The sequence below is a fragment of the Microbacterium atlanticum genome, assembly GCF_015277815.1.
Classification (GTDB): Bacteria; Actinomycetota; Actinomycetes; order Actinomycetales; family Microbacteriaceae; genus Microbacterium; species Microbacterium atlanticum.
The window spans coordinates 1,446,960-1,467,098 of record NZ_CP063813.1 but is presented as its reverse complement, the minus strand read 5'-3'; the positions used below and the strand labels follow the sequence as shown (position 1 = coordinate 1,467,098).

General features: G+C 69.9%; 15 protein-coding genes and 1 tRNA gene. 4 read left to right on the top strand and 12 right to left on the bottom strand.

The genetic code is table 11. The annotated features are described in order from the left end of the window. Nucleotides 1-3 precede the first annotated feature (3 nt). The 10 genes from IR212_RS06530 to IR212_RS06485 all read right to left on the bottom strand — a co-directional run bounded on the left by IR212_RS06530 (nt 4) and on the right by IR212_RS06485 (nt 9,011). A complete protein-coding gene (locus tag IR212_RS06530; protein WP_194398126.1) occupies nt 4-978 on the bottom strand; it encodes an alpha/beta hydrolase in 975 nt (324 codons plus the stop codon). After that, nucleotides 975-1,727, bottom strand: a complete 753-nt coding sequence (locus IR212_RS06525; protein ID WP_194398125.1) for a 3-hydroxybutyrate dehydrogenase — start codon at nt 1,725-1,727, stop codon at nt 975-977. Before IR212_RS06525 ends, IR212_RS06530 begins: the two co-directional genes overlap by 4 nt. Further along, the gene (locus IR212_RS06520; protein ID WP_194398124.1) at nt 1,727-2,410 is read right to left on the bottom strand and encodes a TetR/AcrR family transcriptional regulator; all 684 of its coding nucleotides are present in this window, start codon (nt 2,408-2,410) and stop codon (nt 1,727-1,729) included. Before IR212_RS06520 ends, IR212_RS06525 begins: the two co-directional genes overlap by 1 nt. After that, the gene (locus IR212_RS06515) at nt 2,407-4,017 is read right to left on the bottom strand and encodes a class I adenylate-forming enzyme family protein (RefSeq protein WP_194398123.1); all 1,611 of its coding nucleotides are present in this window, start codon (nt 4,015-4,017) and stop codon (nt 2,407-2,409) included. Before IR212_RS06515 ends, IR212_RS06520 begins: the two co-directional genes overlap by 4 nt. Beyond that, nucleotides 4,017-5,129 carry a branched-chain amino acid ABC transporter permease gene (locus IR212_RS06510; protein ID WP_194398122.1) on the bottom strand — a complete coding sequence of 371 codons (1,113 nt, stop codon included), beginning with the start codon at nt 5,127-5,129 and terminating at the stop codon, nt 4,017-4,019. Before IR212_RS06510 ends, IR212_RS06515 begins: the two co-directional genes overlap by 1 nt. After that, entirely contained in the window at nt 5,126-6,001 is an 876-nt protein-coding gene (locus tag IR212_RS06505; protein ID WP_194398121.1) for a branched-chain amino acid ABC transporter permease, read from the bottom strand. Before IR212_RS06505 ends, IR212_RS06510 begins: the two co-directional genes overlap by 4 nt. Beyond that, the gene (locus IR212_RS06500) at nt 5,998-6,711 is read right to left on the bottom strand and encodes an ABC transporter ATP-binding protein (RefSeq protein WP_194398120.1); all 714 of its coding nucleotides are present in this window, start codon (nt 6,709-6,711) and stop codon (nt 5,998-6,000) included. Before IR212_RS06500 ends, IR212_RS06505 begins: the two co-directional genes overlap by 4 nt. Then, nucleotides 6,708-7,523 carry an ABC transporter ATP-binding protein gene (locus tag IR212_RS06495; RefSeq protein ID WP_194398119.1) on the bottom strand — a complete coding sequence of 272 codons (816 nt, stop codon included), beginning with the start codon at nt 7,521-7,523 and terminating at the stop codon, nt 6,708-6,710. The genes IR212_RS06500 and IR212_RS06495 overlap by 4 nt, the downstream gene beginning before the upstream one ends. Before the next feature lie 19 nt (nt 7,524-7,542). After that, nucleotides 7,543-8,745, bottom strand: a complete 1,203-nt coding sequence (locus IR212_RS06490; RefSeq protein ID WP_194398118.1) for a substrate-binding domain-containing protein — start codon at nt 8,743-8,745, stop codon at nt 7,543-7,545. Between the two features lie 193 nt (nt 8,746-8,938). Further along, nucleotides 8,939-9,011 (bottom strand) — tRNA-Lys (locus tag IR212_RS06485). Nucleotides 9,012-9,105: 94 nt separating this feature from the next. Here IR212_RS06485 and IR212_RS06480 point away from each other — a divergent pair. Beyond that, nucleotides 9,106-9,933 (top strand): inositol monophosphatase family protein, encoded by an 828-nt coding sequence (locus tag IR212_RS06480; RefSeq protein ID WP_194398117.1) that lies wholly within the window; start codon nt 9,106-9,108, stop codon nt 9,931-9,933. A 37-nt stretch (nt 9,934-9,970) separates the two neighbouring features. Then, the gene (locus IR212_RS06475; RefSeq protein ID WP_194398116.1) at nt 9,971-10,552 is read left to right on the top strand and encodes a hypothetical protein; all 582 of its coding nucleotides are present in this window, start codon (nt 9,971-9,973) and stop codon (nt 10,550-10,552) included. A 329-nt stretch (nt 10,553-10,881) separates the two neighbouring features. On the opposite strand, the gene IR212_RS06470 is transcribed toward IR212_RS06475, so the two are convergent. Together IR212_RS06470 and IR212_RS06465 are read right to left on the bottom strand one after the other, a co-directional pair. Next, complete coding sequence (locus IR212_RS06470) at nt 10,882-16,566, bottom strand: peroxidase family protein (protein WP_194398115.1); 5,685 nt, start codon at nt 16,564-16,566, stop codon at nt 10,882-10,884. Between the two features lie 401 nt (nt 16,567-16,967). Continuing rightward, nucleotides 16,968-19,238, bottom strand: coding sequence for an MMPL family transporter (locus IR212_RS06465; protein ID WP_194398114.1), 2,271 nt, complete (start codon nt 19,236-19,238; stop codon nt 16,968-16,970). Nucleotides 19,239-19,344: 106 nt separating this feature from the next. Here IR212_RS06465 and IR212_RS06460 point away from each other — a divergent pair, with 106 nt between their 5' ends. Beyond that, on the top strand, nt 19,345-19,884 hold the full coding sequence (locus IR212_RS06460) for a YaeQ family protein (RefSeq protein WP_194398113.1): 540 nt from the start codon (nt 19,345-19,347) through the stop codon (nt 19,882-19,884). Between the two features lie 7 nt (nt 19,885-19,891). Further along, a complete protein-coding gene (locus IR212_RS06455; RefSeq protein ID WP_194398112.1) occupies nt 19,892-20,107 on the top strand; it encodes a putative acetyltransferase in 216 nt (71 codons plus the stop codon). Nucleotides 20,108-20,139: the final 32 nt, after the last annotated feature.

The window sequence follows — 20,139 nt, the reverse complement described above, 5'->3', positions numbered from 1 at the left end:
GGGTCACGGGACCGCGACCGCGGCGAGCTCCTCGCGCACCGCGGCGGCCACGACGTCGGCACCCGACGGCGACATCACGATCGTGTAGTGGTTGAAGCCCTCGATCCGCTCGTGCGCGACAGCCGGGTACGACGCGAGCAGGCGTGCGAGGTGCTCGGGTGCGTAGAGGCCCGGCGACTCGTTCCGCAGACCACGCGGCACCGTGAGGAGGCGAGTGGGATGCCGCAGCCCCGCCAGCGCCTCCGGCAGGGCGCTGCCGGTGTTCATGTCCACCGTGTCGTCCGCGGTCGTGGCATAGCTCGTCGCCGGGCGGTACGCGCCTTCGCCGTCGTCCACGAGGTCGTACGCGAGATAGCGCTCCAGCTCGGGCGTCCACGCACCGGCGAACGCGGGATGCTTCCGCCAGAAGTCCAGATACTCCTCCGGCCCACTGAATCGCATCGACAGCCGCGCGGCGGTGGGACCCAGGATGCCCGCCACCAGGGCGTCGGTGCTCAGGCCCGCCGGCACATCCAGCGGCAGTCCGCCGTCGACGAGCAGGACGCGCGACACCCGGTCGGGATGGCGGTCGGCGAAGACGACGGCGACGAATCCGCCCATCGAGTGCCCGACCACCACCGTCTGCGAGACACCGAGCGCGTCGAGGAGGGCGGCGAGGTCGGCGGCGTGCGCGCCCATGCCGGCGGGGCCGGCCAGACCGTTGCTTCGCCCGCGACCGCGCAGGTCGGGGGCGATGACCCTCACTCCCGGCAGCCGGTCCACCACGAACGGCCATGCCAGGTGCGAGGCCGTGACGCCGTGCACGACCAGGACGGTGGGCGGGTCGCCCACCTCGTCGCTCGGTGCGGCGGCCGGCTCCCACACCCCGGTGTGCAGCAGCCCGCCGGCGACCGGCACGTCGATCTCGCGGTAGGTGTGGGTCGCGGCCGCCGCCACCGTGCCGCCGGGAGCTGCCGGTGCGATCCGGTCGTCGCTCATCGGGCCGTCCACCCGCCGTCGATCGTGTACGAGGCGCCCGTGACCATGCCGGCCTTCTCGGAAGCGAGCCAGCCCGCGAGCGACGCGACCTCGTCCGCCTCGACGAGGCGCTTGACCGCACTCTCGGTGAGCATGATCTTCTCGACCACCTCGTCCTCGGGGATGCCGTGCACCTTCGCCTGGTCGGCGATCTGCTTCTCGACCAAGGGCGTGCGCACGTACGCCGGGTTGATGCAGTTGCTGGTGACGCCGTGCGGAGCGCCCTCGAGCGCCGTCACCTTGGACAGGCCCTCCAGTCCGTGCTTGGCCGACACGTAGGCCGACTTGAAGGCGCTCGCGCGCAGGCCGTGCGCGCTGGAGATGTTGATGATGCGGCCCCAGCCGCGCTCGTACATGCCGGGAAGGGCGGCGCGGATGAGGAGGAACGGCGACTCGAGCATGAGCCGCAGCAGCAGGCGGAACGCGTCGGGGTCGAACTCCGTGATCGGCGACACCCGCTGGATGCCGGCGTTGTTCACGAGGATGTCGGCGTCGAGGGTGAGATGCTCCAGCGCCGCCGTGTCGGAGAGGTCGATCACCCAGGGCACGCCGCCCACAGCGGCGGCGGCATCCGTCGCGGCGTGCTCGTTGAGATCGGCGATCGTGACGTGCGCGCCGCGGGATGCGAACTCGTGCGCGCAGGCGAGGCCGATGCCGCTGGCGCCGCCGGTGACCACGGCGCGCCTGCCCGCGAGATCGTTGTCTGTCATCAGCGTTCCTTCTCCTCGTCGGCGCTCCGCGGAGCGAGGGCGTTGTCGATGATCCGCGACATCCCGGCGAACACCACTGGATCCAGTTCCGCCGGCGGTCTGCCCTCGGCGTCGCGCTCCCACAGCAGGAACCGCATGCCGATGAGCTCGCCCATGCCCATCAGCGCCCAGGCGGTGGTCTGGGGATCGAGCCCCCGGTCGACGTCGCCCGCTTCCTGCGCCGCGCGCAGGCCTGCCTCGTAGCCTTCGACGATGCGCGTGTAGTGCGTGCGCAGCACCTCCGGCGAGACGAATTCGGCCTCGCGCACGACGCGGTACAACGCGGGGTGCTCAGCAGTGAAGCGGAAGAATCCGGCGAAGCCCGCGCGTTCGGCCTCGAGTCGGGACGCCGCACCCGCCATGGCCTCCGACATGGAGTGCCGCACCCGGCGGTTGAGATCGAGCACGAGCTCCTCGAAGATCGATTGCTTGCTGTCGAAGTACAGGTAGAAGGTGCCCAGACCGATTCCGGCACGCTCGGTGATCTTGACGATGGATGCCTCGTGGTAGCCCTGATCGGCGAACACCAGCTCCGCCGCCTCGAGCAGGCGCCGGCGGGTGGCCTCGCCGCGCTTGGTGAGCGGACGGCCGGTCGCCGACGAGATCAGCTCCTCTTCTTCGGCGATGTCATCGGGCATGCTCATGCGGACTCCCCTTTCGTGCGCCCGGCGCCGGCGGCGGGCGTCCCCTGCTCGCTCTCCCCCGAGCGATCCATCAGCGCGCGTGCCTGTTCACGCAGCCGCGACCGCGCGAGCTTGTCGATCGTCGCCCGCGGCAGCTCGTCGACCAGCACGATCCGCACCGGCACCTTGAACGCGGCGAGGTTGCGGCGGGCGTGGGTGCGCACTTCGTCCTCCGCCAGCGCCGCACCCGCGACCGGCACGACGAACGCCACGCCCCGCTCGCCCCAGACGGGGTCGGGAACGCCGACGACGGCAGCCGCGGCGACCAGCGGGTGCAGGCACAGGGCGTACTCGACCTCGGCGGGGGCGACGTTCTCGCCGCCCGAGATGAAGATGTCCTTCAGCCGTTCCACGACCCGGAAGTTCCCGTCCGCGTCGCGGGAGACGAGGTCGCCGGAGCGCAGCCATTCCCCGCTCATCGCGCGGGCGGTGGCGGCTTCGTCGCCGAGATAGCCGGCGAAGACGCTCGGGCCCCGGACCCACAGCTCGCCGGTCGCCGCCCCCTCCAGCGTCAGCTCGGAGGCCGGATCGACGACCTTCACCGAGACGTACGGATAGGGACGCCCGACGGCGCCCGCGGTGCCTGCGGCCTCGGCGGCGGCCAGGTGCAGCACATTGGGGCCCGCCTCGGTCAGACCGTACCCCTGAGTGAGGGGGATGCCGCGCGCACCCCAGGCCTCCTGCAGCGACATCGGCATGGTGGCGCCGCCGACGAGGGCGAGGCGCAGGGACGAGGCATCCGTCGACAGCCAGGCGCGATCCGCGGCGAGCAACGCGTACTGGGTGGGCACGCCCATCATCGCGGTCACCCCCCGGTCGGCGATGAGCTGGAGCACCCGGGCGGGCTGGAACGAGCGCTCGAGAACGACGGTCGCCCCGACCCACCAGGCCAGCAGCGGCTGGCAGTTCCAGGCCGCGACGTGGAACTGCGGCAGCATCGCCAGCACCACGTCCTCCTGCGTCAGCGGCAGCGCCTGTGCGAGGGCGAGGTTGTTCCAGAAGCAGTTGGCGTGGGTGAGCACGACGCCCTTCGGAGCCGCCTCGCTGCCGGACGTGAAGATGACGAGCAGCGGGTCGTCGTCGCGCACCGGCCGACGGGTCCGCGGATGGAGGGAGGGCGGGACGGATGCCTCGATCCCGGTGGTGCCCAGTGCCGCGGCCGGCGCCGGCCCGCCCGCGATCCGCAGGGCGTCGCCGGCCAGTGCGGCGTGCTCGTCCTCGATGAGCACGAGCGCGGGCGCCGAGCGGGTGAGCACCTCGGCGAGCTCGCGCGGTGTGAGCCGCCACGACAGCGGCACGAAGGCGATGCCCGCGATCGCGCAGGCGAAGAACGCGACGACGTGATCGGTGGAGTTGCCCGACACCGTCGCGATGCGGTCTCCGGGGCCGTACCCGGCCCGCCGCAGGCTCTCGGCGAGCTCGCCGGCCCGGGCGGCGAGCGTCGCGTAGTCGGTGGTCACGCCGCGGTCGTCGACAGCGACGCGATCCGGCGATCGTCCGGCGCGATCGGTGATCCACCGGCCGATCGTGTGCGGCTCGTCCTCCAGGTGCGGATCGACGCTCCACATCACGAGCGCACCTCGAGCGGAGCCTCGGTCGTCTCCGCCGCCCGCTCGGCGTCGTCGAGCCCGCGCAGCGACGTGCGCACCCGCTCGCCCCGGCGGCGGCGGACCGCGCCGTCGATCGTGCCGGCGATGCCGCCGGGGAGGAACATCACCACGACGATGAACAGCACACCCAGGAGGAACAGCGGCTCAGACAGCGGCACGCGCAGCCAGTCCGGGAGGCCCGCGATGGCCTCGGACCCTGCGAGCACGGTGAGTCGCTGGTCGAGAAGCGTGTACAGCACACCACCGACGATGGCACCCCACCGGAACCCCACGCCACCCAGCACGACCATGACGAGCACGGTGATGGTGAGGTCCGCGGACACGGCCCGCGGGACGGTGCCCGACTGCAGCAGCATGTACGCCAAGCCGGCGAGGCTCGCCAGCGCCGCGGCGATGACGAAGACGATGAGTCGCACGCGGTACGGCGACAGCCCGAGCACCCGAACGCGCTGCTCGTTCTCGCGCGTCGCGCGGGCGAGGTGGCCGAGGCGCGAGGTGTCGACCCACAGCGTCACGAGGTAGACGACGACCAGCACCGCGAGCGTGAACCAGTACAGATTGCGCGTGTTGATGACGCCGATGAGGAAGTCCGGCACCTGCTCGGTGGCAAGGCTCAGTCCCTCCTCGCCGCCGGTCACCTGCGAGTTGCGGCGCACCAGCACCGACCCCGCCTGTGCGAAGGCGAGCGTCACCATCGCGAACGGGATGCCCGACACCCGCATCGACACCGCGCCGGTGACCAGCGCGATGACCATGCCGCCGATCAGCGCGAGGAAGATCCCGGGCCACAGCGGCACGCCGAAGTGCTCGAGCGCGATGCCCAGGCCGTACGCGCCCGCGCCGAAGTAGAGCGCATGACCGAACGACAGCATCCCGCCCGATCCGAGCAGCAGGTTGTACGACAGGGCGAGCGCCGCGAACACCATGCACAGCGACAGCAGCGCGAGCGTGCCCGGCATGTACGTCGGCGTGGGGAGGATGCCCGGGAGCGAGAGGTTGAGCAGCGGCAGCATCGCCATGAGGACGACGAGCGCCGCCCCGACGATCATGAGAACGTACCGGCGCATCATGCCTTCCTCCCGAGGAGCCCGCTCGGCCGCACCAGCAGCACGACTGCCAGCAGGATCACGACGATGAAGTCGCCCGTCCCGCCGAGGTAGAAGTTCGCGAACTGCTGCAGCACCGCGACGAGGACGGATGCCACGGCCGCGCCGGTCAGCGATCCGAGGCCCCCCACCACGGTGACGATGAAAGCGAAGATGAGGAGCGTCTGCCCCAGGTGGGCCGACACGAACGTCGAGTAGTGCATCGCGAGCACTCCGCCGATGCCCGCGGCCGCGCCCCCGATCGCGAAGACGAGTGTGAACGAACGCCGCACGTCGATGCCGAGCGCCGTCACCATGGAGCGGTTCTCCACCCCCGCGCGGATGATCATGCCGTACCGCGTCTTCTGCAGGAAGAGCACCAGCGCGGCGAGAACGAGCACGGCGGCGATCATGAGCACCCAGTAGGTGTTCGGGATGCGGGCGCCGAGCACCTCGGTGGTCTGCTTGAGCCAGGGCGGCCCCGAGATGTGGATGGGATCGGTGCCCCAGATGCCCTCGAACAGCGCCACGGCGGCGAAGGAGAGGCCGACCGTCACGAGCACCTGCTCGATGTGGCGCTCGTACAGCGGGCGGATGAGGACGAGCTCCGTGAGCGTGGCGAACACCGCACCGACCGCGGCGCCGACGAGCACGGACAGCAGGAACGACCCCCACGAGTCGGTGCCGAGCGCCTGGGCCACCATGAAGCCCATGAAGGCGCTCAGCGTGAGGAAGGCCCCGTGCGCGAAGTTCAGCACGTGCATCAGCCCGTAGATCAGGCTGAGTCCGCTCGCGACCAGGAAGTAGAGGGCGCCGAGGCCGATCCCGGTGATCAGTGTCAGGACGAGGGTGCTCATAGGACGTTCTCCACGTGCACGCCCAGCAGGCGGCGGGTCAGGTCGTCGTCGTCGAGGATCTCCCGTGCCTTGCCGACATGCGCGACGCGTCCGCCCGCGATGACGACGGCGTCCTCGGCGAGGCGGCGCACCACGTCGAGGTTCTGCTCGACCAGCAGGATCGGCACGGTTCTGGACGCCTCCTCCAGCGCGTCGGCCACCTCCGTCACGATCTTCGGCGCGAGGCCCTTCGTCGGTTCGTCGACCAGCAGCAGCCGGTTGTCGTTGAGAAGCGCCCGTGCGACGGAGACCATCTGCTGCTGGCCGCCCGAAAGCGTCCCTGCCTGCTGGTCGCGGCGCGCGACCAGATCGGGGAAGAGCCCGGCGACGAACTCGTGCCGCGGATGGCGCTGCCGCTCCGCGAGCGCGAGGTTCTCGGCGACGGTCAGCTTGGCGAAGACCTCGCGGTCCTCCGGCACGTAGCCCACGCCCCGCCGGACGATGCGGTGCGTCGGCAGGCCGTCGATGCGCTCACCCGCGAGGCGCACCTCGCCGCGGCGGGTGATGAGGCCGAGGATCCCGCGGAGGGTCGACGTCTTGCCGACGCCGTTGCGGCCGAGGACCGCGGTGATGCCGGTCGCAGGCACGTCGAACGACACGTCTTCGACGACCTGCTGACCCGCGATCGTGCCGCGCAGGTTCCGGACGGTGAGGATGGGCTCCGCGCTCATGCGGCCTCCGTCCCCGTCGCGCCGGTGCCGAGGTACGCGCTCTGCACCAGCGGGTCGTCCATGATCCTCTGCGGCGTGTCGTAGGCGATGATCGTGCCGAAGTACATCACCGCCACCTTCTCGACCAGTCCCATCAGCACGTCGATGTGGTGCTCGACCATCAGCAGGGTGCAGCCCTTCTCGCGCTGCATGTCGCGGATGTTCTGCACCAGTCCCGGCACGTCTCCGGAGGCGACGCCCGCCATCGGCTCGTCCAGCAGCACGATGCGGGACTCGGTGGCCAGCAGCACCGCGATCTCGAGCTTGCGCTTGTCGCCGTGGGAGATGTCACCGGCCATCGCGTCCCGCATGTGGTCGAGCCCGACGACCTCGAGCTTCTCGAGTGCGAGTGCGGTCGCGGCATCCGTCCGCTTCGGGAATCGCAGGAGCGAACCGGAGCCGCCCAGCGACACCTGGGCCGCCAGGCGCACGTTCTCGAGCACCGACAGCTTGGGGAACAGACTCGAGGTCTGGAAGGTGCGCCCCAGTCCCGCCCGCGCCCGTGCGGGCACCGACGCCGTCGTGATGTCGCGGTCGTCCAGCACCACACGGCCGGCGGTGGGCTTCATGAGCCCGGAGATCACGTTGAAGAGCGTGGTCTTGCCGGCGCCGTTGGGACCGATGACGCCCACGAGGGCGCCAGCCGCGACGTCGAGGTCGACGTCCTTGAGGATCGTCGCGCCGCCGATCTGCAGGCCGAGGCCCTCGATGCGCAGCGGAGCGCCGCGGCGGGCGGACTCCGCGCGGGGCGCGGACGGGATCTGGGTGCTCATCGTCGCTTGATGCTCCGGGTCACTCGGCTTCGGCCGGGGCGACCTCGTCGGCGGCGACCGTGTCGATGAGCTCGGGCACGAAGCTGCCGCCGTCGGCGATGAGCTTCACCTGGTACATCTCCTGGATGAGGGCGTGGTCGCTTTCGCGCACCGTCATCGCGCCCTTGGGTCCGTCGAACTCGAAGCCCTCCAGTGCCGACACCATCGCGTCGACGTCGCCCTTGCCTTCCTGGATCGCGTGGACGATCATGATCGCCGCGTTGAAGCCGTCGGGGCTGAAGAGGTCGGGGGTGCCGCCGGCCGCCTCGATCGCCTCGACCATCGCAGCGTTCACGTCGTTGTCGGGTCCGCCCGGGAAGTAGTGATTGAGGAAGTTGATCTTCTCGGATGCCTCCCCGTACGCACCGAACGTCGCAGCGTCGCCGAGTCCGGTGACGACGGGGATCTCGTCGAGCACCCCCTGCTGGCTCATCGCCTGCCACATCGCGCCTGAGGTCGCACCCGCCCACGCCACGAAGACGAGGTCGGGAGCTCCGGCGAGCACCTGCTGCGCGAACGGCGTGAACTCGGTCACGTCTTCGGCGACCAGGACCGGAGTGACCGTCGCCCCTTTGGCGCCGAGGATGGCCTGGACGGCGGCCACGTTGCCCTGCCCGAATGCGTTGTCCTGCGCGAAGACCGCCACCGTCTTGCCCTCGATGTCGTCGAGGAACGTTCCGGCGGTGGCGACGTCCTGCGCGCTCTGACGGCCGGATCGGAAGGTGTACTCGTTGATGCCGGTGATCGCGTCGGCCGCGGCCGGCCCGGAGATGTAGAGCACCTTGTTCTGGGCCGCCTGCTCGGCGACCGCGAGGGCGACCCCCGACGACGCGGTGCCGGCAATGATGTTCACGCCCTCGCCGATCAGCTCTTTGACGGCGGTGACGGCCTTGTCCGGGTCGCCTGCGTCGTCGCGGTTCTCGATGGTGATGGTCGTGCCGTCGATCTGGCCGGTGCCGTCGGTGGCGTAGTCGAGGCCGGCCTCGAACGCGTCGAGGTACTGCTTGCCGTAGCCGGCGAGCGGACCCGACTCGCTCGTGACGATGCCGACGGTGACCTCGGCCGGGCCCCCGCCGTCGGTCGCCTCGCCAGACGGCGCGCCGGCGGGCGGCGCGCACGCCGCGAGGGCCATCGCAGCTGTGGCGACCACAGAGCCCAGGAGCAACTTCTTCGTAACCCGCATGTGCGTGCCTTTCCCCATTGGAAGGTGTTGGTCCCTGAGGTCGGGAGCGAAAACCCGACCTGAGACCCGATTCAGGTTCTTGCAATCTAGGCATCGCTCCGTGTCCGGGTCAAGTCGAGGCGGCGTCGTTACCGAATCGGGACCTGCGGGGACGACGAAGGGCGGCCCTTTCGGACCGCCCTTCTGACGTGTGTGCACCCCCTGGGACTCGAACCCAGAACCCACTGATTAAGAGTCAGTTGCTCTGCCGATTGAGCTAGAGGTGCTCGGCTCGCGACGCGGCGAACCGAGGATCAACGTTACCATCACGATCACACAACGTGAAATCGAGCGCGGACCGCCCCGGGTATCCTTGGTCGGGTGACCTCCCCCCTCTCGCCATCGACGTTCGACACGCCGTTCGAGGGGGATCTGTCCGAGGATCTCGACCTCGCGCTGCGCCTCGCAGACGCCGCCGACGCCGCATCCATGTCCCGCTTCGACGCGGCCGACCTGGAGGTGCGGGTGAAGGCGGATGCCACGCACGTGACCGAGGCCGATCTCGCGACCGAGCGCGCCATCCGCGCGATCCTCGAGCAGGAACGGCCTCGCGACGCCGTGTTCGGCGAGGAGTTCGGCACCAGCGGCGAGTCGGCCCGCCAGTGGATCATCGACCCCATCGACGGCACCGCCAACTACCTCAAGGGCATTCCGATGTGGACGACGCTCATCGCGCTCGCCATCGACGGCGTGCCGCGGGTGGGCGTGGCGAGCCAGCCGGCCATCGGCCGCCGATGGTGGGCGGCTGCGGGTCTCGGCGCCTGGACGAACAGCCCCACCGGCGAGAGCCGGCGCCTGTCGGTGTCGCGGGTCGACTCGATCGCCGATTCCAGCGTGAGCTTCCAGAGCATCGGGCAGTGGCGGGATGCCGGCAAGCTCGACGCCCTCGAGCGCCTCACGTCGTCGGTGTGGCGGGACCGCGGGTACGGGGATACCTGGCCGTACATGCTGCTCGCCGAGGGACGGCTGGAGCTCGTGGCGGAGTTCGGCGTGCGGGAGTACGACATCGCCGCGCTCGTGCCCATCGTCACCGAGGCCGGCGGCAGGTTCACGTCGTTCGACGGCGACGACTCCGTGTCGGATCGCTCCGCGCTGGCGACCAATCGCGTGCTGCATTCCGCCTTCCTCAATCTGCTCCATTCCGCCTGACGCCCGTCCGCCCCTCCCTTCCCCACGGAGATACGCCATGCCTGCGCCCCGGATCCTCGGCACCGCCGCCGCGCTCGTCCTCACCGCGACGGTCCTCACCGCCTGCTCCGGCGCGCCCGAGGAAGCGACCCCCGAAGAGACCGGCGACGCGGCGACACCGACCACCGTCGCCCCGGACCCGTCCCCCACGCCAGAGCCCGAACCGGCGTCGAACGAGATTCCGACGTGCGAGACGCTGATCGGGGAGACCGTGGTGGCCGACTTCGAGAGCATCGGCTGGAGCGCAGAGGAGAAGCCGCTGTACATCGGCAGCACCCAGATCGAGGGCGGGATCCAGTGCATGTGGGCGGATTTCAGCGGCCCCGCCGGCGACCACGGACAGACCTTCGGCTGGGCGCCCCTCGACGAGGAGGCCGCCTCCGCTGCGCAGACCGAGCTCGTGTCGCAGGGATGGATCCGCGAGGAGGATGCATCGGCCGTGTACGTCACCGAGAGCCCGAGCACCGTCATCGCCCCCGATGAGAACGGGTACGGCATCACCTACCGGTTCGCGGACGGCCAGGTCACCGTCGCGGACACCAAGCAGGGCCTGCTGCTCATCGAGTGGCCGCGGGGCTGACGCTCGTCCCGGGCTCGAAGGCAGCGCGAAGGGCCGGTTCTCTCGAACCGGCCCTTCGGCCGTTCCCGGCGAGCCCACGGGCTGCGGCGAGGCGCCCCCGGCATCCGCTTGCGCAACGGAGCCGGTCGCTCGAACCCGCAGACGATCTCTGCCGTCGGCCGGTTGGGGTCACGTCCGGGCGGGTATGAGACCGCCGGTGAGGGACCACGCGAGCTTTGATCGCCGGGACGGCGACACCGGCCGAAGCCGGCTGGTCCGGTGTGCTCCGGACCGAGGGGACGAAGGGGTCCCGGCCGACACGGGGAGCGTATCGGCCGGGACCCCTTTCGTCACGGCGCTGCCGAGATCGGTACCGAGGTGTACGCAGACACGGTCTGCGCGGTCTCGGCGCCGTCGACGTAGCCGATGGTCACCCGGATCGTCCGTCCGACGTCAGCGGCCGTCGGCGCGTACGCGCTCGCCGTCCCGCCGGCGTCAGCCGGAATGTCGGTCCACACCGCGGTGGGCGATGCCGGGTCGTCGGTCGTCCACGCCCACTGGTAGGTGAGCGCGCCTTCCTCGAACAGCCCGTCCGGGTCGCTCGGGACGCCGGGGATGATCGGCGTGCCGACGGTGAACGGAGCCACCGACTGCATGGTGAGCGTGCCGTTCTGCTGCACATCCGCCACCGGCGTCGTCGAGACCGCCGACCGTGCCGCCCGGAACAGCCCGTCCGCCGGGTCGGTGTAGCCGACCGTCACGCGGAGGAACTGGCCGACAGCCGCCTGAGTGGGCACGTAGGTCGGGCTCGTCGTGGTGGCGAGCACCTCCCACTCGCCCACCGTGGCGGGGGTGTCGCCCTCGCCGGCCCACCAGGTGTAGAGGAGGTTGGTCACAGCCGACTCATCGAAGTCGACGGTGAACGCCTCATCCGCCCACAGGGTCGCGGTGACGGGCTCGCCCTCCACCGGGTCCATCGGCGCCATCTGCACGAAGGCCGACGGCTCGCAGGACACCCACTCGCCCTCGATCAGCTCGGCGCAGCCGTCCGCGAACTGCATGCGCTCGAACCCGACGATGGTGTCGGTGCCGTCGCTCTCCTCGGCCTCCTGGACCGCGGTGTGAGCGACCGACCAGTAGCCGGAGCCCTCGAACCCGATCTCCGAGATCGCGTACGCGGCCCGCACATCGGCGTACTGCACCGTGTCGGTCGCCCCATCTGCGCGGTCGATGTCGATCGCGCGGATGATCTCGATGTTGCCCGGGTTCAGCCGGCCCTCCACCGCGTGGGTCACCAGCTCCGACGCGCTGTTGACGACGAGTACCGTGCCGTCGTTGAGCGTCGCCTGCAGCTGCACCCGCAGGACCGCGTCGCCGTCGAGGTAGTCGTTGCCACCCCGTCCTTCGACGGTGTCACTGCCGGGTCCGGCGATCATCACCTTGTGCACGCCGTCCGCGTCGATCTCCGGCGCGTCCCGCAGGATCGGGAGGGCGAAGTCGCCGAGGGCGATCTCGTCACCGGTCACGGGGTGCGTCGCCGTCGGCCGCAGCATGGCCTCGAAGCCGTCCACCAGGTCGAGCGACGCTTCGGTCGCCTTGTTGAGGGGCGCCTCGCTCAGCGTGGTGAAGTCGTCCGGTTCCACGAGCGGACCGCGGAGCGTGTCGTTCCCGACGCCGCCCGACAGGGCCTCGAGGAGATCGAAGCGCGAAGCCAGCTGGTTCTGCGTCTCGAACACCCGGTTGAATGCCCAGTCGGAGACCACTCCATCCGGCGTGCCCCAGTAGGTCAGCCAGTCGAAGCCCAGGTTTCCGAGGTGACGATCGGTGCCGACGGAGGTTCCGACAATGATGTCGTCACCGCCCTCGCCCTCGATGTCGTCGTTGCCGAAGCGACCGATCACGACGTCGTTGCCACCCAGGGTGTCGTTCTGCGCCTGGTCGGCGTTGTCGCCCTGCAGCAGGTCGGCGTGGCTGGATCCTTCGACCCAGTCGTTGTGCTCGCCACCGAAGACCGTCGTGCGGCCGGAGGTGCCGAGGGTGACGTCGTCGCCCAGCCCTGCGAAGAGCGTGGTCGCGTCACCACCGCCGTTGATCATGAAGTCGTCACCCAGACCACCGATCGACAGGTCGTCGCCGGGGCCGTTGTGCATGACGTCATTGCCCTGCTTGCCCTTGAGGTTGTCATCGCCGAACGAGTCGGTGATGATGTCGTCGCCCGTGCCGCCGACGAGCGCGTCGTTGCCCGACCCGCCCTCGATGCGGTCGTTGCCGGCGTAACCCCAGATGGCGTCGTCACCCTCGTCTCCCCGCATCCGGTCGTTGGCGTCGGATCCGTGGAGTTCGACGTGCTCGTCACCGCTCCAGCGGTACGTGCCGTCCGGCTCCTGGATCAGACCCGCGGGCAGCGCGCCTCCACCTGCGAAGTCATCGACGTCGAGGATGGGGTCGTGCAGCGCGAAGATGTCTGCCGGAAGGTTGGAGGCATCCGTGTTCCGCTGAATGATGTCGGAGAACGTGTTGCCTTCGAGTGCGGCGAACAGCTGCTCGCCCTGGTTGCGGAACAGGTAGTAGAACCGGTCACCGAACTGGAGCTTCTCGAGCTGCGTCTCGAACACGAAGTTGAACGTCGATCCGAGCATTCCGCCGAACGGGTTCAGCCGCTCCGCGAGACCGCCGACCCAGAAGTCGACGTTGTTCAGACCCGTCTCGACTCCAGCCCAGGCGCCCGTGCTGTTCATGAACTCCAGACGGTCCTCGGGGGCCTGCAGCGGCTCGGGAGCGAACTCGGCGAGCGCGAGCTCGACCTCCTCGCTCACCACTGCGGTGCCGCCAAGGATCCGGATCTGCTGCGGCGAGATCCGCTGGATCTCGGCGATCAGCTCCGGCGTCAGCCCTGTCGGAGGAACGAGCAGCAGCGGCGAGCCGTTGATGCCGGCACCCGGGGTGCTCGCGAGAGCATCCGGGAAGTTCGCTCCGGTCGCCAGGTACAGCGCGTCCGCCCCCGTGGGGAAGAAGTGCTGCGTGATGTCGATCGCCGTCGCGTACCGGTCAGCCCCGCCGAGCCGGATCACGTCGCCGGTGGTGAAACCACCCAGCTGCGCCGCGACCGAGGCCGAGACCGCAGCCGTCTGGCCGAGGATCACGATCTCAGACGGGTTCAGCTCGCCGAGCACCTCTGCCGTCGCTGCGGGGATGCCCGTGGGAGTCACCAGCAGGACGGCCGAGCCGTCAGCGGCGGCCACCGCCGCGCCCGCGAGGGCGTCGGGGAAGTTCAGGCCGTTGGCGATGAACACCCGGCCGCCGGGCTCGAGCTGACGCGCGATCTCGGCTGCCGTCTCGAAGCGATCCGCACCCGAGATCCGCTCGACGGGAGCGTCCGTGGCGGACACGTCGTTGAGCGCGGCAACGGTGTTCGGACCGACGGCCGCAGGGCCACCGAGCACGACGATCCGCTGCGGTTCGAGGTGCGCGAGGGCCAAGACCGTGGCGAGCGGAAGCTCACCGGTGTCCGTCGGCCCCGCCAGCAGGATCGGGCCACCCGTGGCCGCCGCAAGCGCGCCGCCCGCGAGGGCGTCCGGGAAGTTGTACCCGGGTGCGATGTAGGCGACGGGGACTCCCGGCTGGAAGTGACGCTCCGCGATCACGCGCGCCGTCTGGAAGCGGTCGGGCCCGGCGAACCGGATCACGAACTCTTCACCGAGCGGCGCACCGTTGACCAGCAGAGCGGCGGCGGCGCGCTTCTCCTCCAGCGTGGTGGCGTTGGTGATCGTCTCGTGGGTGCCGTAGGCAGCCACGAAGTTCACCAGCGACGCCCGCTCACCGGCGCGTCCGAAGTTGTTGCCGTTCTTCGTGTTGAGCCCGAAGTCGTTCCAGCTCGTGTACGGACGCAGGTCGTCGTCGCCCGTCGCCTGGAAGAACGTCTGACGCGCGGTCTGCAGCGACGGAACACCGGCGTCGCGGCCGCGGAGCAGGTTCAGCGAGGCAAGGTCGAGCGGCAGACCCAGGAGGTTGTTACGCAGGACGTCGACGATGTGCTCGTCGATCTGGCTGCCGATCCGCGACGTCATGCCGTTGATCAGCGTCCCTGCGGCTTCCTCCGGGCTGAGCTGGCCGTTGTGGTCGAACTCGTCCGGGTTCAAGAACCCGGTGAGCAGCGGCACATCGCCCGCACCGTCCGGCGCGATCGCACCCGAGTCGCCCTCGAGCAGCGGCTCGCGGCCGATCTCCTCGGTCATCATCGAGTGCCCGAACCGGTAGACGACGTGGGCGAACTCGGCGGTGATGGCCGCGTTGATGTCGGCGTTGTAGCTGTTCTCGTTGAACACGACAGCGTCGATGGTCGGCGCGATCTTGCGACCGAACTCCTCGAACACGAGGTGCTGGTACTGCATCTCGGTCGCGAACTTCGCCGCCTGGAACAGACGCTCCTGGAACGTCCAGTCGTCCGCCTGACCCGCGACCGGAGCGGCCGCCGGGTTGTCCGCCGGCACGTAGCCGGGCAGCTGGTCCTCGGGACGGTCGGACGCGTAGGAGTGGTTCTCGCCGCGGAACGCCGCTGCGAACTCGGCGATGCCGCCGCGCTCGTCGGAGTCCTGCGCCTCGAGCTCGGGACGCGCGCCGTTGAGCACATCGAGGATCTGCCCCACCATGCGGTTGTGCTCCGCGTGGAACACCGCGTGCACGGCGGTCAGGCCGATGTTCTCGTTCACGCGACCGTCGCCGGCCATGAAGTGAGCGTCGAGGGTGGCGTTGTCGTACCCGGTGAGGACGGGCTCGCCGTTCTCGTCGAGGATCGGCTCGCCGTTCTCGTCGAAGCGGGGCAGCAGCTCACCGTTCTCGCCGACGACCGGAGTCGATCCGTGGGCGATGTCGTCAAGGAACGCGTGTCCGGTGCCGACCTTCGACCAGCCGGCCGGGATCGTGACGCCGCCAGGCTGGCCCTCGAGCCACTGGGTCTCGCCCGCCTCGTTGACGAGGAGGAACATCGGGAAGCCGTTCGCCCCCCGGACGAAGTTGCCGTACGGGTCGACCGCGATCTGCGGCACATCCAGCAGGTCGGCGTCGGTGAGGTTCAGACCGAGGATCTCATTGGTCTGCGCCTTCACGTCGGCCCACGTCGACATCCCGCCGTTGACACCCTCGATCAGGCGACCGGTGGGCTGCGGAACGCCCTCGACGAGCTCGTACTGACGCAGGTAGACCTGGTGCGCGGGGTGCGAGGCATAGGTCTGGTTCTGGTCGATGAACGGGCTGGTGAGGTTCGCGTGCTGGTTCGTCGGGTTGCCCGCCTCGTCCTCCAGGCGGTCCGCCCGCGACAGGGTGATGAAGTTCGCGTCCGGGTTGCACGTGATGGTCTCGTCCTGTGCACGCACGCCGGTCGGCAGGCAGTACAGCGGGTCATCCGCGGCGAGCGGGATGATCATCGTGCCGTTGCCGCCCTTGTCGACGAGGTCGAGACCGTGGTCGAAGAACTGCCCGAAGAAGCCCATGAACGTGTTGAACGGCGCCGACAGCTCTTCGTCGGGCGCCGTGTTCGGGGTCGTGACGCGGTCGGTGCCGGGGACGGGGATGGCCGTGCCCGCCTCTACCTGGTTCACGATGGCCGGGTTGTTCGTCGTCTGGTCGACGATGAGGTTGCTGATCTCACGCGGGTGGGAGTCGTAGACGTTGCCATCCGTCTGCGAGTAGCAGGTGTTGCCCGTCCCGCCACACGCAGCCATCTGCTCGGGGGTGTTGGCGTCGAATCCGAGGTCGAGCGCTTCCGGCTCAGCCTGCCGCCACAGCTCCGGCAGCAGCCGGGGGAACGCGTTGTCGGAGGAGCCGTACCCGCCGCGACCTGCGACGAGGTTGTTGTAGCTGCCGTCGACGGTGCGTACGCCCGCGGGCCGCATGATGTCGGGCACGCAGTTCTGAGCCGCGGTGCCCTGCGCGGGGCAGTACAGCTCGTAGTTGGACGGGTTCAGCTCGTCCGCCGCGTGCGCCTCGGAGATCTGGATCTGACGGAGGATGAACTCCAAGTCGTTCTGCGTCAGCACGAACGAGGGATCCTCGTCGGTTATGGCTCTCGCTGTCGGCGGTGGTGGTGCCAACAGCAGCGTCACGACCAAAGCCATGATCGCTGTGACTGCGGCCGCGATCTGCAGCGTTGCCGCTGACAAACCCGGTTCGATCCGCGTGCGTGTAGATGTTCTTGCGTCCACGGCAAATGCCTCCTACGGGCGTCGCCACCCATATCCCCAAATGATGCGCCGGATCCCCTGAGCCGGCCGCGCAGACGTCGGGCAAGAACGACTGCAGGCTCTGTCTACTCCATCACCCAGCCAACGGCAAGGATTTTTCGAGGTGATCTGCAGGAATGATTCGGCCTGATGAATTGCTGAGGCAGCCTAAAGGAAAGCCCAAGATTCCGATCCGCTAGAGCGGTGGCGACGTGATCTCAGACGCGCGCGGCGTCGCCGTCCGCGCGCATGGCCTCGCCGGACGGCAGCGCTTCCCCGGCGGCCGGCTCGCCCGAGCCCGCACCGCCGGTCGAGGCATCCAGGCTCTCCGGCCGCGCCGGGCGGGCACGGCCCAGCCGGCTGGGCCACCACGCGCGGTGGTCGAGGTCGTACACCAGCGCCGGGACGAGGAGCGTGCGCACCACGAACGTGTCCAGCAGCACGCCGAAGGCCACGATGAACGCGATCTGGGCGAGGAACAGCAGCGGCAGCACGCCGAGCGCTGCGAAGGTCGCCGCCAGCACGATTCCGGCGGACGTGATCACGCCCCCGGTCACGACAAGTGCGCGCAGGACGCCCTCTCGCGGCCCGTGGTGCAGCGTCTCTTCGCGCGCGCGTGTCATCAGGAAGATGTTGTAGTCCACGCCGAGCGCGATGAGGAAGACGAACGCGAACAGCGGCACGGTGGGGTCGGCGCCCGAGAATCCGAACACCGTGTTGAAGACGAGAGCGGACACGCCGAGCGCCGCGGCGAACGAGAGCGCGACGCTGCCGATGACGATCAGGGGCGCGACGACCGATCGCAGCAGCAGCACGAGAATGAGCGCGATCGCGAGGAAGATCGCGGGGATGATGAGCGTGCGGTCGGTGATCGCCGCGGCGTTCGCGTCGACGTCGATCGCCGTCTGACCTCCCACCAGCACGTCGGTCCCGACGTCGTCCAGCGCGGCGCGCAGCTCCCTCACCGTCGCCTCTGCGGCGGGCGTGTCGGCGGCCGACGTCAGCGTGGCCTCCAGGAGCACCCGGCCGTCCAGCACGAGGGGCGCGAGCGCGATGCCCGACCCGGCGGCGAAGGGCTGCACGCCGTCCGCCGTCACCGGCGTGGGGCCCCCCAGGGTCGCGATGCGCACATGGTCCACGCCGTCGACCTCGAGCATGGCCGCGACGGCGTCGAGCGAGCGCTCGACGTCCACGATCACGACAGCGGGGGTCCCCGAGCCCGCGGGATAGTGCTCGCCGAGCACCGCCAGACCCTCGCGCGCCTGCGACTGCCCGGTCACGTATTCGCTCGAGGGCGAGCCGTCCGCCTTCAGCTGGGTCACGCCGAGCGCCATCACGGCCAGCACCAGGGAGGTCGCCACCCACACCAGCCGGTGTCTGCGCCGGATGAACCGCGCCAGCCGTGGCCAGACTCCCGATGCCTCCAGGACCGTGGCATCGGGCGGCGGCGCGGTGAGCTTCCGCGGCCAGAACGCCGCCCTTCCGGCCCAGTACAGGAGCGCAGGGAGGAGGGTGAAGGACGCGAGGAGGGCGAACACGATGCCGATCGAGGCGATCGGTCCGAGCGTGCGGTTGGAGTCGAGCTGACTGGCGAGCAGCACCATCAGCGCGGCGATGACCGTCAGGCCCGAGGCGAGAATGGGCTGCCATGACCGTCTCAGCGCATCCCACGTGGCATCCCATCGGGACTCGTGCCGGGTGAGCGCCTCGGTGTAGCGGGAGATGTAGAGGAGGGCGTAGTTGGTCGTGGCACCGACCACGAGGATCAGGAGGATCCCCTGCGTCTGGCCGGCGAGGAGGATCGCCCCCGACCGTGCGAGGCCGGCGACCACCAGCACCGCGCCGCACAGCGCGGACAGACTCGTCGCGAGCACGATGATCGGCAGCAGCGGCGAGCGGTAGACGACGATCAGGATGATCAGCACCGCGCCGAGCGCCACGAGCAGCAAGAGGCCGTCGATCCCGGAGAACGCCGCGATGATGTCGGCCGCGAAGCCGGCGCCGCCGGTGATGTACACCCCGGATGCCTCCGGCACCGCCTGCGCCAGTCCCGCGCGCAGGTCGGCGACGGCTTCGTCGAGTTCTCCGGCGGCGTCCACCGGGATCACCAGCTCGGCGGCGAGCCGGTCGTCCGAGACGATGATGGGGGTCGCGCGGAAGACGTCGACACCCTCGATCGGTTCCATGCGCTGGATGGAGCGCTCCATGAGCGGCGCGGCGTGCTCATCGAGGGGCTCGTCGAAGCTGAAGACCGCCACGGCGTACGAGAAGCCCTCCGCGCGGAACCGGGACTGCTGCTCCTGCACCATGGTGGATTCGGCGCTGGCCGGCAGGAACTGCACGCGGTCGTTCGTGCCGAGGTCGTTGAGCTGGCTGAACGCGCGCCCTCCCAGGAGGAAGATCGCCAGCCACACCACCACGATCACCGCCGTCGCGGCGATGCGTCGCCGTCGCGACGCACCCCGGACTCCCGTCAGCTCCCCAGCCATGCAGTCAACCTAAGGCATCTTCGTCGAGGCGCCGGGAAAACTTGGAAGAACATCAGCGACCGCACGCGCCCGGCCCGGGGTTCGCGACCGCGTAGGCTCGATCGCTATGGCAGCCGGCGCGACGATGTACACCTTCACGATCCAGCTGGCCGACATCGACCGGGGCGTCTACGAGGATCTGTCCGTGCGTGTGGCGCGGCATCCGTCCGAGACCGACGCCTTCCTGATCACGCGCGTGCTGGCGTACTGCCTCGAGTACGAGGACGGCATCGCGTTCAGCGAGGGCATCTCCGCCACCGACGAGCCGGCCGTGCTCGCCCGCGACCTCACCGGTGCCCTCACCGCGTGGGTGGAGGTCGGCGCTCCGGATGCCGCGCGCCTGCACGCCGGCAGCCTGCAGGCGTCGCGGGTCGCGGTGTACACGCATCGCGACCCCGCACGGGTGGCCGGCTTGTGGGCTGGCAAGCGGATCCACCGCGCCGAGGACATCCGCCTGCACAGCTTCGACCCGGGGTTCGTCGACGCCGTGGCCGCCCAGCTCGAGCGGCGGAGCGCCATGACGGTCTCCATCACGGAACGCCGCATCTACCTCGACATCAGCGGCACGAGCCTGGAGTCGGACATCCGCACCCGGGGCATCGTCTGAGCACCTCATGATCCGCCTCCCCGAGCCCGGCCGCCGCGTCGTCGTGAGGTACCTCCTGCCGACGGGACAGGCCACCGACGTGCTCGGCGAGCTCCTGCGCGCAGACCCCCAGTTCGTCGTCGTCGACGGCAAGCGGGGGATCGTCACCATCCCGCGCGACGCGATCATCGCCGCGAAGCCGGTTCCTCCGCCACCCGCTCCTCGCCGACACGCGTTCGGGTGAGCCGGACCAGCACCGATACGAACCTTTGTCAA

Excerpts from the sequence above, each read along its gene's own strand:
- IR212_RS06530 (WP_194398126.1), bottom strand. The coding sequence starts at position 978 with ATGAGCGACGACCGGATCGCACCGGCAGCTCCCGGCGGCACGGTGGCG.
- IR212_RS06525 (WP_194398125.1), bottom strand. The coding sequence starts at position 1,727 with ATGACAGACAACGATCTCGCGGGCAGGCGCGCCGTGGTCACCGGCGGC.
- IR212_RS06520 (WP_194398124.1), bottom strand. The coding sequence starts at position 2,410 with ATGAGCATGCCCGATGACATCGCCGAAGAAGAGGAGCTGATCTCGTCG.
- IR212_RS06515 (WP_194398123.1), bottom strand. The coding sequence starts at position 4,017 with ATGTGGAGCGTCGATCCGCACCTGGAGGACGAGCCGCACACGATCGGC.
- IR212_RS06510 (WP_194398122.1), bottom strand. The coding sequence starts at position 5,129 with ATGATGCGCCGGTACGTTCTCATGATCGTCGGGGCGGCGCTCGTCGTC.
- IR212_RS06505 (WP_194398121.1), bottom strand. The coding sequence starts at position 6,001 with ATGAGCACCCTCGTCCTGACACTGATCACCGGGATCGGCCTCGGCGCC.
- IR212_RS06500 (WP_194398120.1), bottom strand. The coding sequence starts at position 6,711 with ATGAGCGCGGAGCCCATCCTCACCGTCCGGAACCTGCGCGGCACGATC.
- IR212_RS06495 (WP_194398119.1), bottom strand. The coding sequence starts at position 7,523 with ATGAGCACCCAGATCCCGTCCGCGCCCCGCGCGGAGTCCGCCCGCCGC.
- IR212_RS06490 (WP_194398118.1), bottom strand. The coding sequence starts at position 8,745 with ATGCGGGTTACGAAGAAGTTGCTCCTGGGCTCTGTGGTCGCCACAGCT.
- IR212_RS06475 (WP_194398116.1), top strand. The coding sequence starts at position 9,971 with ATGCCTGCGCCCCGGATCCTCGGCACCGCCGCCGCGCTCGTCCTCACC.
- IR212_RS06465 (WP_194398114.1), bottom strand. The coding sequence starts at position 19,238 with ATGGCTGGGGAGCTGACGGGAGTCCGGGGTGCGTCGCGACGGCGACGC.
- IR212_RS06460 (WP_194398113.1), top strand. The coding sequence starts at position 19,345 with ATGGCAGCCGGCGCGACGATGTACACCTTCACGATCCAGCTGGCCGAC.
- IR212_RS06455 (WP_194398112.1), top strand. The coding sequence starts at position 19,892 with ATGATCCGCCTCCCCGAGCCCGGCCGCCGCGTCGTCGTGAGGTACCTC.